General features: G+C 61.5%; 9 protein-coding genes. 6 read left to right on the forward strand and 3 right to left on the reverse strand.

From position 1 onward, the window contains the following. Positions 1–8: 8 nt before the first annotated feature. Entirely contained in the window at positions 9–2,678 is a 2,670-nt protein-coding gene (locus tag KW843_RS14845) for an EAL domain-containing protein (protein ID WP_218295926.1), read from the forward strand. Between the two features lie 117 nt (positions 2,679–2,795). Next, positions 2,796–3,854, forward strand: coding sequence for a hypothetical protein (locus KW843_RS14850; protein ID WP_218295927.1), 1,059 nt, complete (start codon positions 2,796–2,798; stop codon positions 3,852–3,854). 78 nt (positions 3,855–3,932) lie between these two features. On the opposite strand, the gene cutA is transcribed toward KW843_RS14850, so the two are convergent. After that, positions 3,933–4,280 (reverse strand): divalent-cation tolerance protein CutA, encoded by a 348-nt coding sequence (gene cutA, locus KW843_RS14855; protein WP_218295928.1) that lies wholly within the window; start codon positions 4,278–4,280, stop codon positions 3,933–3,935. Positions 4,281–4,551: 271 nt separating this feature from the next. On the opposite strand from cutA, the gene KW843_RS14860 reads away from it, so the two are divergent. Together KW843_RS14860 and KW843_RS14865 are read left to right on the forward strand one after the other, a co-directional pair. Then, the gene (locus KW843_RS14860; protein ID WP_218295929.1) at positions 4,552–6,933 is read left to right on the forward strand and encodes a glycosyltransferase; all 2,382 of its coding nucleotides are present in this window, start codon (positions 4,552–4,554) and stop codon (positions 6,931–6,933) included. A gap of 76 nt (positions 6,934–7,009) precedes the next feature. Then, entirely contained in the window at positions 7,010–7,438 is a 429-nt protein-coding gene (locus KW843_RS14865; protein ID WP_218295930.1) for a hypothetical protein, read from the forward strand. On the opposite strand, the gene KW843_RS14870 is transcribed toward KW843_RS14865, so the two are convergent. Then, a complete protein-coding gene (locus tag KW843_RS14870; protein WP_218295931.1) occupies positions 7,421–8,296 on the reverse strand; it encodes a UbiA family prenyltransferase in 876 nt (291 codons plus the stop codon). The two genes, KW843_RS14865 and KW843_RS14870, sit on opposite strands and share 18 nt — an antisense overlap. 53 nt (positions 8,297–8,349) lie before the next feature. After that, positions 8,350–11,424, reverse strand: a complete 3,075-nt coding sequence (locus tag KW843_RS14875) for a hypothetical protein (RefSeq protein ID WP_218295932.1) — start codon at positions 11,422–11,424, stop codon at positions 8,350–8,352. Between the two features lie 408 nt (positions 11,425–11,832). Here KW843_RS14875 and KW843_RS14880 point away from each other — a divergent pair, with 408 nt between their 5' ends. Then, a complete protein-coding gene (locus KW843_RS14880; protein WP_218295933.1) occupies positions 11,833–12,855 on the forward strand; it encodes a glycosyltransferase in 1,023 nt (340 codons plus the stop codon). Continuing rightward, complete coding sequence (locus KW843_RS14885) at positions 12,855–13,460, forward strand: hypothetical protein (protein WP_218295934.1); 606 nt, start codon at positions 12,855–12,857, stop codon at positions 13,458–13,460. The genes KW843_RS14880 and KW843_RS14885 overlap by 1 nt, the downstream gene beginning before the upstream one ends. Positions 13,461–13,540 lie beyond the last annotated feature (80 nt).

Consider the following 13,540-nt stretch of genomic DNA (forward strand, 5'->3'; position numbering starts at 1 on the left):
GGACGCCCATGTTCATTGAGCTGGTCAAAGGTGTTGCCTTGCTGCTGGCGCTGTGCTTCCTGCATGGGTTCAACATCCGCGTCTGGCGCCGGCACCCGCGCACCGGGCAGGTTTTCTCCGGCATCCTCTTTGGCTCCATCTGCGTGGTGGGCATGCTCACCCCCGTGGTGCTGATGCCGGGCGTGATCTTCGATGCGCGCTCGGTCGTGCTCAGCATGGCGGGCCTGTTCGGGGGCCCGCTGGTGGCCTGCATCGCCGCCGCCATGGCCGCCACGGGCCGCCTCTGGCTGGGGGGCGCCGGCGCCGAGGTGGGCCTGCTGGTGATTGCGCTGTGCACCACGCTGGGCCTGGTCTACCGCGAAGGCCGCGCGCGCGGGCGCCTGGGGGTGGAGCCCGTTCCGCTGGCCCTGTTCGGGTTGCTGCTGCACACCGCAGTCGTCGCCCTGTTCCAGCTGCTTCCCGCCGAGGCCGTCCAGCGCATCAACCAGACCCTGGCCGTGCCTTTCCTGCTGACCTTCACGCCCGCCACGGTGGTGCTGGGCCTGCTGCTGCGCGATGTGGAAGAACGCCTGGCCACCGAGCGCGCGCTGCATGGCACGGCGGCGCGCCTGCGCGCCATCGCCCAGGCGATCCCCGACGTGCTGCTCGTGCTGGACGCCCGTGGGCGGTATGTGGAGGTGCTCTCGCCCGACGACGCACCCCTGGCGGCCAGCCCGCCTCAGCTGATTGGCAAGCGGCTGCATGACGTGCTGCCCGCGCCACAGGCCGACAGCTTCCTGGAGCTGATCCGCAATACCCTGCAGTCGGGCCAGACGCACAGCATGGAGTACGAGATGCAGACGCTCTCGGGCCCACGGCATTTCGAAGGGCGCGCCCAGCCCCTGGGCGTGCAGGTGGGCGGCCAGGCGGCCGTGGTCTTCCTGGCGCGCGACATCACCAAGCGCAAGCTCGCCGAGGGCGCGCTGCGCGAATCGGAACTGCGCTTTCGCTCGCTGCTGCGCAACATTCCGTCCATCTCCGTGCAGGGCTATCTGGAGGACGGCACCACCAGCTACTGGAACCGGGCTTCCGAGCAGCTCTACGGCTACACCGCCGAGGAAGCACTGGGCAGCAACCTGCTGGACCTCATCATCCCGCCGGCCATGGCCGACACCGTGCGCGGGCACATGCGCCACATGTTCGCCACGGGCGAGGTCATCCCGGCGGGCGAGCTGCAGCTGCGGCGCAAGGACGGCTCGCCCGTGGACGTGTTCTCCAGCCACGCCTACATCCAGGTGCCCGGGCATCCGCCCGAGATGTTCTGCATCGACATCGACATCTCGGGGCGCAAGGCCGCGGAGGACGAGGCCCGCTACCTGGCGTTCTACGACGCGCTCACGCAGCTGCCGAACCGGCGCCTGCTGGTGGACCGGCTGCAGCAGGTGCTGGCCAACGGCGCGCGCTCGGGCCTGACCACCGCCGTGCTGTTCGTGGACCTGGACAACTTCAAGACGCTCAACGACACCCGGGGGCATGAAGTGGGGGACCTGCTCCTCAAGGAAGTCGCCCTGCGCCTGCCCGGCTGCGTGCGGGAACAGGACACCGTGGCCCGCCTGGGTGGCGACGAATTCGTGGTGGTGCTGCAGAACCTCAGCAGCGACCCGCCGGAAGCCGCGGCGCAGGCGCGCACGCTGGGAGAACTCATCCTGGCCCAGCTGCGCCAGCCCTACCAGCTGGCGGGGCACGAACACCATTTCACGGCCAGCATCGGCGTCACGCTCCTGCGCGACCACCGCGACTCCGTGGACGAAGTCCTCAAGCAGGCGGACATGGCCATGTACCGCGCCAAGGACGCGGGCCGCAACACCCTGCGCTTTTTCGACCCCGACATGCAGCAGGCCGTCAACCGCCGTGCGCTGCTGGAGGCGGAGCTGCACACCGGCCTGCGGCAGTCGCAGTTCCTGCTGCTGTACCAGCCCCAGGTGGACGACCAGGGGCGGGTGACCGGCGCAGAGGCACTGGTGCGCTGGCGGCACCCGGTGCAGGGCATGGTCCCGCCGTCCGAGTTCATCCCCCTGGCGGAAGAATCCGGCCTGATCCTGCCCCTGGGCCACTGGGTGATGGAAACCGCCCTGCGCCAGCAGGCCCGGTGGCGCCAGCACCCGCAGTTTGCCCACCTGAACGTCGCCATCAACGTGAGCGCGCGCCAGTTCCTGCAGGACGATTTCGTGGCCCAGGTGCTTGCGCTGCTGCAGCGGACGGGGGCCGATCCGGCACGGATCAAGCTGGAACTGACCGAAAGCCTGCTGCTCGACAACGTGGACAACGTGATCGCGACGATGCGCGCGCTCAAGGCCCATGGGCTGGGCTTTTCGCTCGACGACTTTGGCACGGGCTACTCGTCCTTGAGCTACCTCAGGCGCCTGCCGCTGGACCAGATCAAGATCGACCAGGGCTTCGTGCGCGGCGTGCTGCTGGACCCGAGCGATGCGGCCATCGCCCGCTCGATCATCGCCCTGGCGGGCAGCCTGGGCCTGGACGTGATCGCCGAGGGGGTGGAAACGGCGGCGCACCACCAGTTCCTGCTCGCGCACGGCTGCAAGGCGTTTCAGGGCTACCTGTTTGGCAGGCCGCTGGCACTGGAAGACTTTGAACGGGCAGCGCTGGAGGCACTGGGCCCCGCAAAGGCCCCCGGCTGACCTCGCGCCAGACCGGCGCCGCGATGGCATTCAAGTTGCCGCACGCAAATGCCGATAACCAAAGGCCACGACAGTCGGCCCCGCGCCGCGCCTCCGTGGAAACCATGGAGGTGCCCCATGAAAATCGAGTCGTCCACCCTGCAGATGCAGGCCCGGCATGCCGCCACGCGCATGCACAGCCAGACAAGCCGCCTGGAAATGTGGGTGGGCGAGCGCCCTCCGGGCACGCCCGCCGCCCGCCAGGCCCCGCCGCCCCAGATCTCCAGCGCGGCCCGCCTGGCCCAGGCCGCCCACGCGGCCTCGGCCTCCGTCGAGCCGCGCCCCACGCGCGACCCCGACGAAGGCCTGACACCCCAGCTCGCGATGATCCGCGACCTCATCGAACGCATGACCGGCGTGCTGGTTCGCGTGTATGCCGGGCCCAAGGCCGCCGAGGCGCCCGCCGAGCCCGTGCCCGCTGCGCCCCCCGCCGGGGGCGGCACCACGGAGGCCCCCCGCCAGCGCGCGGGCTTTGGCGTGATCTACGAACAGCGCGAGGTGCTGGAGGAAACCGAACGCACCCAGTTCGCGGCGGCGGGCACCGTGCGCACCGCCGATGGCCGGGAGATCCAGTTCACGCTGCAGCTGGACATGCAGCGCAGCTACCGCGAGGAATCCTCCGTCAGCCTGCGGCTAGGCGATGCCGTGGCGGTGGACCCCCTGGTCATCAACTTCGACGGCACCGCCGCGCAGCTACAGGACCTGCGCTTCGCCTTCGACCTGGACGGCGACGGGCAGACCGAACAGGTGCCTCTGCTGGCCGGGAACCGGGGCTACCTGGCGCTGGACAACAACCAGAACGCACGCATCGACAACGGCCTGGAACTCTTCGGCCCGGGCACGGGGAACGGCTTTTCGGAGCTGGCCCGGCATGACAGCGACGGCAACGGCTGGATCGACGAGGCCGACCCCGTTTTCCAGCAACTGCGCGTGTGGACCCCGGATGCGGATGGCACGGGCCGCCTGCAAACCCTGCAGGAGCTGGGCGTGGGCGCGGTGCAGCTCAGCGCCCAGGCAACGCCCTTTGCCCTGCGCAGCGCCGACAACGGCAGCCTGGGCGCCGTGCGCTCCACCAGCGTCTACCTGCGAGACGACGGCAGCGCGGGCACGGTGCAGCAGATCGACCTGAGCGTGTAGCCAGCCCAGCCAGAGGGGCCAGGCAGGAACCCGCCCCTGCCGCCCGGGAGGCTGGAAAAACGGCGGATGCCCCCGCAGTCAGGCCAGCACCGTGGCATGGGCCACCTGCGCATCCACCCAGCCGGCATATTCTGCGGACCCCTGCAGCGCCTGGACCACCAGTTGCGGCAGCGCATAAGGATGTTGCGCCCGCAAAAGCGCCAACAGCGGGTGCAGCGCGCGCGCCACCGTCTTGCAGACCAGTCGGAGCTCACGGTCCTCCTGCGAGGCGCCCTGCCAGCGGAAGTAGGCCGTGATTGGCTCCACCTGCACACAGGCCGCCAGCCGCGCCTGCAAGACCAGTTGCGCCAGCCGCCGCGCTTCCGCTTCGGTGGCCACCGTGGTGGTGACAACGAGAATGTCGCAAAGGGCGGTCGGCTCGGTCATGCACGTCTCCCGAAGTTGGGCGCTGCAGTCTGCCATAGCGTCCTGGGAAGCGCCAGCCGGTGGTTCTCCACGCCCCTCCCTTGACGGCTCCGTGCGCCGTATCCATCTGCCAATGGAGAACTTCTAGCCGCTTTCAATGGCAGGCGCTGCGCGTCACCCTGCCCAGGCCATAGGGTGTGTTAGATTTTGTTCACTATTCATGCGTTAGCTGGGCCTGTCGCTCGTTGTTTGCGAGTCAAAGCAATTCAGCAGACAAATCCTCAAAGAAAAAATGACGGCTCAACGCGCACTTTTCACCATCTGCTCGAACAACTATGTGCCGATGGCCAAGGTCTTGCTGGAGAGCATCCAGCGGCACCATCCAGAAGCCGATGTATATCTGTGCCTGGCCGACGACGTGCAGCCGGAGATGGTGGACTATCCCGATGCATGCCAGGTGATTGCGGCCACAGACCTGAATATCGATGATTTCCGCGGATTCGCATTCCGCTACGACATCATGGAATTCAACACGGCCGTCAAGCCCTTCATGTTCCGCGCGCTGCGGGACCGGGGTCATGAGCACGTCGTTTATCTCGACCCAGACATCGAGGTATACGCGCCGCTGGACAAGGTGTTCGCGTTGCTGGAAGCCGGCGCCTCGTTTGTCCTGACGCCGCACATGACGAAGCCCGCCGAGCGGAGCGACTTTCCCGATGACGTCGGCATCATGCGCGCCGGTGTCTACAACCTTGGTTTCCTGGGAGTCGGTGCCGCGCAGGAAACAGAAGAGCTGCTGCGTTGGTGGTCGCGCCGGCTGCAATATGACTGCGTCAACGAGCCGGATTCCGGCCGATTTGTCGATCAGAAATTCATGGATCTGATCCCCGGCTTTGCAGCCAAGGCGCAGATTCTGCGGGATACCACATACAACGTGGCCTACTGGAATCTCCACCAGCGGACATTGACGGGCGAAGCGGGTGCGTGGCTGGTGGACGGCGAGCCTCTGTGTTTTTTCCACTTCAGCGGCATTGATCCACTCAACCCGCAACGGTTGTCGAAATACACCCAGGCATTTCGCGACGCAGACATCTCGCATCCGCTGGCAAACCTGATGCATCGCTATGCGTCCCGGGTGCTCGCCAATGGCCACGGAGACATTCCTGTCGGCGCATACGCTTATGGGCGATTTGCCTCTGGCACTCCCATTCCGAAATTTGTACGCCGCATGTTCCGTGACCGCCATGTGCGCTGGCTAGGCGGCGATCCATTCGCCACTTACGAGGACTACTTGCATTTGCCAAGTCCCGACGCATGCAGCGGGGCCTCGGGTCAGGCCACGCGCCTGCTGACAGAAATACACCGCAGCGAGCCGGGGCTTCGACATGCATTCGATCTCTCGACAGCACACGGTGTCGACAGATACCTGGACTGGTTCAGAACCCACGGGCGACCCTGGTTCGACGGCAGAGCCATCATGGCCCCCAGGCAGCCCATCGATGCACCGTCCACAACCGCTATGGACGCCCTCCCTTTGCAATGCACGAACGAAGGTCCCTCGGTCACGGTGGTGGGTTACCTGCGGCTGGCGTTGGGCGTTGGCGAAGCAGGTCGACAGATGTTGCGTGCGCTCGACCACGGCCAGATCCCGGTATGCGGCCTGCCGGTTCGCATCAGCGCGTTGTCCAGTGAACTGGAACAGTCTCTGGAAGGACTTTTTGTTGACCAATCGTCCTCCCCCATCGAGGTCTTCAACGTCAATGCGGACCAGTTGCCCCTCGTCGTCAAAACACTCGAATCCTCCTTGAATCCCGGGGCTTGGCGGGCGACGATGCCCTTTTGGGAACTGGAGAATTTTCCCGCCCCTTGGCTCAAGGCATTCGATCTTGTGGATGAGGTGTGGGCGCCCACGCAGTACATCCAGGCCATGCTGGAAGGCAGAATCGACAAGCCTGTGCGCTACATGCCGCTGATGCTCACTTTCGAAACCCCGAAAGCCGGTGAACGGATGCAGTTCGGATTGGACGATGGTGCTTTCATATTCTTCTTTTCCTTCGATTGCCTGTCATTTGTGGAGCGCAAGAATCCGATGGCGGTGGTCCGGGCGTTTCGCCGTGCGTTTCGCCAAGATGCGCCAGTTGCGAAAGTCCGGCTGGTCATCAAGGCTCTGAACGCGGACAAATTGCGTGGCCCGCAGGCCGCACTGTTGCAGGAGTTGCGCGGCGATCCGGATGTCCAGCTGATTGAAGACACCCTGAGTCGGAGCGCCACCTTGCAACTCATCGGCTGCTGCGATGCGGTCGTGTCGTTGCACCGCAGCGAAGGCCTGGGCTTGCTGATCGCAGAAGCGATGGAGCTGGGCAAGCCGGTCGTTGCCACCGACTATTCCGCCACCACCGAACTGGTATCCAACCAGACAGGCTGGCCTGTTGATTACACGCTGGTTGCAGTACCCGAAGGCCACTACCCATTTCACGCCGGCCAGATGTGGGCCGAACCGGACGAAACGCATGCGGCGTGGCAAATGCGCTCGGTGTATCTTCATGCGGACGAAGCCGCGCGCCGTGCGCGCAATGCCCGGGATTTGCTGCACAAGCAGCATGGGCCGGCCGCATGTGCGCAACGGCTGCGCAGCCGAATTGCCGAAGTACTCGCACTGCAGTGCACCAAATAGCGTGCGCTGAATGCAAACGCCGCCCCGCGTCGCAACGACACATCTCAGCCTATAGCAATTCGAAGCAGGACACGTGATGGATGAACTAGCAAAAAACACATGCGCCGAATCTGCATGCATGGCGAACGCCCCGCAGACCTCCGGGGTCGCGGCACGCTCCATTCCGTCCGGTAAAAATTCTGCCCACATGGAGCAGGCGCCTCTGCGCGCCTCAGCTTTGGAGCATCGCCGGATTGAACTAGACCTGATCGACACACGCGAGGAATGCAGACGGCTCGCGCGCGCTGGCGCCGAAATGCACGACGAGATTCTGGCACTCAATCGCGCCCTGCTGGCGGCAAGGCAACAGGTTCAGATCCTGCTGGTGAATCAGCGAGAGCTGGAGCAATTGCGCGCGACACGGCACTCCCTGCAAGCTCAAGTGGACGCGCTTGTGCGGTCTGGCTCCTGGCGCATTACCAAGCCGATACGCATGATCTACAGCCTGCTATCCAGCCACTCCTGACACCCTGCCGTGAACATAAGGCAGCGCAAAGGTTCCCAAGAGCACCAAGCCAATCACGGCAAAGTTGAACCGGTAGTGCCGCTGCAGATGCAGCAAAGGATCGGGTGCGAGCCGTGACTGAAACACCTGCCACGTCTTGAGACCATGCAACAGATAAGCCGCCAATGACAGACTCAGCAACAGTGGATGCTGCTCCATGGCGGCCCAGACTGCGACAAGCCCATAGGCAGCACTAAACAGCACGAAGGCCGCGATGGAGGTGGCATTTTTTCCGAACGCCACCGCGTTGGTCAAAATACCATTTGCTGCATCCGCGTCATGTCCGCGCACTTCATGCATCAGGTGGCCAGCCGCAAACACGACACCGAAATAGCACGCAAAAACAAGGCTCTGAGGGTTCAGTTCGCCAATCGCCAGATAGCCCAGCAAGAAATGCAGGATGCCACCGGCCAGATGCAGCAGCGAACTGGCAATGGGGATGCCTTTGAGGTGCCACCGGGGTGAAGAGTAGAACGTGCTGGTCAGCAGCATGCCGCCGGCGACCCACAACGAATGCAATCCAAGATACGCCGAGAATGCCAACCCCAGAACCGCCCACAGTTGCGCCATGCACCACATTGCCCGCCTGGATATGCCGAGCGACAAGAAGGTACGCGTACTTCGATTCGGATCCTGGAGGTCACCGTCAATACCCGCCCAGTCGTTGAGCACGATGATGTGCGCCACGAGGCAGGCGCTCGCACACACCAATGCCACCAGCGTGCACAGCGTATCGGTCCCGGAACGTTGGACACTGCGATCAAGCGCAAACACAAATCCCATCAAAGGCGTGCCTTGAAGCACTGCGACTTCGTCCATCCGCACGCACTGCAGCCATCGGAACCAGGCAGGTGTCCGCATCCCACACCCCATCAATGAGAGGAAGCAACGTTCTTGCGCGCCTGCTCGTTGGCGGCGAACAAACGAAGCCACAGCGCAAGCCCCAGCTCTGGAGACCAGTAGTAGCGGCTGACGGTCGCCGTGAGATCATTGTGGAAATACAGTACCGGTGATTGCCACACGCGCTCAAATCCCTTGGCCGCGATTGTCCGCAGGAGCTTGTCGTTGTCCTTGAGCCGGCTCCGACCCGGCCTCGCCTCCGTCAGGTGGATGCCTTCAATGACCTTCAACCAGAGCTGCTGATCCGGATCCTGCACGGCGAGTAATGACTCTGGCAACTTCAACGGGCAGCCCATGGCCTGCAGGGCAGGCAACCGCCACATCACCGCGGCAGGTGCGCGTTGGTAATAGACCCACAGTGACGGATCCTGGGAGTGCGACTGCAAGACTTCACACAGTTTCCGCGCCGCCGGGGAATCGACTTGGTACAACCACATCAGGACATGGATCTGAATACCTATGTCCGCAGGATTGGGGTTCTTGCCCGGATCGATGCACTCGTAGCGATCCTGGGCGGCCAGCCAAGTACGGTAAAGACCCTCTGGAGTCTTGAATGCCTCCAGCGTCGCACGGGCCTTTTCCTGCAACTTGCCGTCCAGCGCGGGGGCAAGGCGCCAGACCAGCGCCGTGTCGTCAGCATCGGGAGTGATTCTGCAGCCCAATACACCATGCGAAGGAAGATCGGGACGGCCGTGGTAACGCACCAGACCGGTCTCCTCGATCTGTTCGGAAAGAAAGCGTTTGGCCTTGTCCAGCGTGCCAGACAATTTCAGGCTGGAACTTACGGGGCCCAGAAGGTCGACGATCGCCGCAGTCGAAAATACGTTCAGCTCCGAATGGGGCTGCCGGAAATGCACCTCGCTGGTGTAGTCAGTCAGCCAATACCCCCCACTATCCTGTTGGTATTCGAGCGTCGAGGTGGCGAACTTTGCCATCTCGGAGATGGACATTTCATCGGACCACCGGGGAGGCGCTGCAGCGGGTTCAACCGAAAAGACTTTGGAGACGAGACGCTGGGGGGCTGACGCCGGGCTTTTGGACGGCAACACCACGGAGATTCTGTGTTCTCCTGCTGACAGGCCGCGCACCGCAATGCTCGCCCTCCATCCACTGGCAGCGGTGACGCCCAGGACCTTCTCAACGTCCGGGCGTCTGAAGAAAGAGCTGATATCCGCCTCTCGCCGGTCATCCAGCCAGAGCTCAAGATTTCCCGGGACCTTGTTCCCCGAGGATATCCAACCGACCACGTCGAGACCCCGGTTCGGGTGAACGCGAATCGCATCAATGGCCCCTCGCCACGGGACCTCCATCAAAGCCGCGGCGTGAGCAGCGGGAACCGGCAGTTCGAATGCCTGGAGGATCCAGGGCATTGCCTGGGGGTTCGAGCGGACCAGCGCACTGAATACAGGCCGACTGGAGGTCAAAAGCGCGGCCGGAAAAGATATCTTCCAGGTTCCGGTATTCCGGGCGCCCACATCTTCGTCTTGGCGGTACCCAAAATCGGACGTGCCACCGGACACTCGCACCCCGTCGATCAGCAGGTGCACATCGAAAGGCTGGCGGCTTCCGAAAAGAGCCCATCCTTCCACCGTGGCGAGTCCCTCGGGAGAAATGTTCAATCGGTCGATTGATCCGGACAACCCAGGAAACAGATCATTGAAAAACTTGGGGCGGGCCAACCACGGAGAATGTTCGGTCATCCACGCGGCACGTTCGGATATCGCCACCCGCTGGCTGGCATCCTGCGGAGGATGGGCACTGAGGTATTCCGAGTGGGCGCTGCCGGTGTATCCAAAGGCCCCGATTGCCGAACTGGCGACGGCAAACAGGCCGAGCGCCACAAACACTCTCCGCGCATTGACCCCCAAACCCTCGACGACAGGGGGCAACATCCAAAACAGGATCGGCAGCAGATCGGTCAGAAACCGGGGGCCCCAGCTGACACCGGAACTCCAGTTCACCGCGGCATAGAAAACAACTTGCAGCACAACCACTCCCGCCAGCAACAGCGACAGCAAACGCAAAGACGGTTGACGGGCCTGATGAAGGAAGCCAGGCAGAGCAAAAAGCAGGAACGGAGAGAATACGAACAACCCCTGCACCGGGCTGAACAAAAGTCCACCCACGCCCTTGAGGGTATTCAGCAGAGAGATGTCAAGTTTTTGCCCTTGCAGGGCCAAGCCATAGCCGCCGATCCAATTACCTACCACCCCCAAGTTGTAGGCCAACGTTGCCACCACGGGAACGACAGCACCCACGACAAAGAATTTGAAATTTCCCCGATCTTTGAGAAGCGCATGGATTGCAAAGCCTGCAGCAAGAATGGCATCGGGTTGCCTGTTGCAAGCCAACAGGGCACACAGCAGGCCCGTCACGGCTGCGCACGAACGCGTGCGTCGTGGCAAGACGGATAGCCACAGCAACCCGATCACCAGCAACTGGCCGATGCCATGCATCCACAATGCCTGGCTGCTGATGACCCACGTGGATGTACCCCATCCAAACAACAGTGCCAGCCAAGCGGCCGTCTTGGTGTCGGATTGCCGCCGAAGCAGCAAGAACATCAAGGCGACACTGATACTGGCGATGAGCGAGGCGGCAAGCTTTTCCATGATGCGGCCTACGCGCTCTACGCGCTGCACCGCCCAATCGGTGGCATTCAGGTACAGGACCGCAGGTAGATAAAGCGGCGCGGCCAGTACGGGCGTTACCGGAGGATACATCGAGACGAGGTGGCCATCAGCAGTCCTGAGCATCCACCAAGCCTCACCGATCTGGCCTGGCTTCTGTGGAGGACGAAGACCTTGGGCCACATGCAGCGCAACGGGATCAAGGGTTAAGGTGCCATGCTTCCAGATCGACAGCGGCAAGTACCGGGCTGCGTAAGTGTCTGCGGCTCCGATCGTTCGCAAGTTGATGTTGAATATCAGCAAGCCGGCGCAAAAAAGCAGCAACGCCACCACCCCATCTCTGCCCAAGCGCAACCAAAGACCAGGCTTGGGGGGCGTTCGCTCAAAAGTTGCCAAATGGCGCATATCTAGGTTCATCGTCTTGTCAGAAACGCATTGGCGTGCATGGCTTCGCCCCGAGGAGTGGCCCGCACTGACAGCATCAATCCGGCGGACACCAGGCAAGCCTCGTGAAAATCAGGGCACCACGACATGCCAACGGGACGTAGACGCTTGGGCAAGCGACTTCAGTGTAACAATCTGCAGCGTGCATAACGGGAAAATGGGCTGCTCCCATGCCGGTGGCTGAACGTTGCAATCATCATGATGAGCGCACTCGAACTGCTATTTTTCGACGATCGGTCCCCATGAAAAAAGAGCCGAGGAGATCCTAATTACCGGTGCAAAAATGGCTCTCGCTCGTACAAAACTGTATGGAAATGCCGCTCGTTTTTCTCCGTCGAGCCTGCTCGTATGTCTGAACTGTGTCCCAATCTCGTTGTCCTCATGCCCGTCTATGAAGACCGGGAAGCATGTTCGCTCCTGTTGCAGCACTTGGACGAGCATGTTCACATCCCGTATTCTGTAGTGATCGTGGACGACGGGTCCCGCCGCTATCCGTTTGAATTCGAGCGGGGGGTGCATTCCCACATGGATGGACATCTATTGCGTCTGCACGACAATTTCGGCCATCAAATAGCCATTTCGGTGGGTTTGCGGTTCATAGCAGAGCATATACACGATGATCAATTGGTGGTGATCATGGACTCTGACGGAGAAGATCTGCCCGAAGCCATCGAGAGGTTGATTGCAGGGCTAGAAGACGCGTCTGATGTCGCCGTCGCGTCAAGGGGCAGCCGCAACGAAGGAAGGCTCTTCCGACTTCTTTATGTGGGCTACAAAGTCCTTTTCCTCTGTTTGACAGGCAGGCGCATGAACTTCGGCAACTTCATGCTGCTGCGCGGATCCGCTGTCAAACGGCTCTGCACCATGCCCACGCTGGCGAGGCACATTGCCGCAACAGTGCTCGTGTCGGAGCTGCGGGTACAACACATCCGCGTGGATCGTGGACACAGATACGCGGGCCGCTCCAAGATGAATCTCCCGCGACTGGTGCAGCATGGCATTGCCTCTTTCTCGGTCTTTGCAATCGTGGCAAGGCGCCGACTCGCCGTGGCCACGGCTGTATTCGGGGGGCTGGCGATAGGATGCGGCCTAGCCTTCGGCACGTTCATCGTCGGACTGGATCAAGGAAACTTCTCGCTAGGGGTTGCAACGGCGACCGCAATCTTCATTGCAGCATGTGCGGCTGCCGCGTCGTTAAATATTGCCTCACATCTGGCAAAACACCACGGGCCTTTAAAGGCTCTCATCCAATTCGAAAAATCGTCCAAGATACCGGTCGAGACAATTGACGATATCCCCCCGGTGTTCCACCAACAGGAATACGGTCTCCCCCAATTGATGGCCGATCCAGGCTCAATTGCCAAAGGTACCCAGCCTTCTTTTCCGCAGCAACTCCCAGTCTGATGCGTCGATTCATCCTGTCAATGTCGGGGGTTTTACTGTATATAGTGATCGCAGTGATTACTTATTGGCTTTACATTCACTCGGTCAAAGTTGATGTCGTGCTATATGCCGCAATCTGGGCTTGTTGCTTGGCCCTTCTGGTTTATGCCGCAATTATATTGGCACTACCATTTTCCAGCCAATTCAGCTCACTCGAGAAGGCACAGAATATTTCAATCTGCGCACTGATAGGCTATGCAATGGCCTTGACATTCCCAACAGTCATTGATCGCTCACTGTCATTTTATATTCTTGAAAAACTCCAACAGCGTGGTGGTGGCATTCAACATCAACGCCTGGATTTGGTTTTTCGTGAAGAGTATTTTCGCGAGCACCGCCTGATGGATGTTCGGATTACCGAGCAAATGCAGTCTGGCACCGTTTTTATTGATCAAACAAATTGCCTACGGCTCACTTCACGCGGGGAACACCTGGCAAGCTTCAGTCGTTTTTTTCGCTCTAATTTTCTTCCCCCGCAAAGGCTTATTTCCGGAACCTACTCAAAGGACCTCATCGATCCTTTTGCGCACAAGACCGCAATACCCCGCTATCTTTGTGAGAAATGAATTGAGCAGACAAGCTTCAAATATGCACATGACCGAAAATTTTTACCAAATTAATCTGGTGACTTGTGGCATTTTACGGG

The organism is Acidovorax sp. sif1233 (genome assembly GCF_019218755.1).
Taxonomy (GTDB): Bacteria; Pseudomonadota; Gammaproteobacteria; order Burkholderiales; family Burkholderiaceae_C; genus Acidovorax.

Excerpts from the sequence above, each read along its gene's own strand:
- KW843_RS14860 (WP_218295929.1), top strand. The coding sequence starts at position 4,552 with ATGACGGCTCAACGCGCACTTTTCACCATCTGCTCGAACAACTATGTG.
- KW843_RS14880 (WP_218295933.1), top strand. The coding sequence starts at position 11,833 with ATGCCCGTCTATGAAGACCGGGAAGCATGTTCGCTCCTGTTGCAGCAC.
- KW843_RS14870 (WP_218295931.1), bottom strand. The coding sequence starts at position 8,296 with ATGGACGAAGTCGCAGTGCTTCAAGGCACGCCTTTGATGGGATTTGTG.
- KW843_RS14865 (WP_218295930.1), top strand. The coding sequence starts at position 7,010 with ATGGATGAACTAGCAAAAAACACATGCGCCGAATCTGCATGCATGGCG.
- KW843_RS14875 (WP_218295932.1), bottom strand. The coding sequence starts at position 11,424 with ATGAACCTAGATATGCGCCATTTGGCAACTTTTGAGCGAACGCCCCCC.
- cutA (WP_218295928.1), bottom strand. The coding sequence starts at position 4,280 with ATGACCGAGCCGACCGCCCTTTGCGACATTCTCGTTGTCACCACCACG.
- KW843_RS14845 (WP_218295926.1), top strand. The coding sequence starts at position 9 with ATGTTCATTGAGCTGGTCAAAGGTGTTGCCTTGCTGCTGGCGCTGTGC.
- KW843_RS14885 (WP_218295934.1), top strand. The coding sequence starts at position 12,855 with ATGCGTCGATTCATCCTGTCAATGTCGGGGGTTTTACTGTATATAGTG.
- KW843_RS14850 (WP_218295927.1), top strand. The coding sequence starts at position 2,796 with ATGAAAATCGAGTCGTCCACCCTGCAGATGCAGGCCCGGCATGCCGCC.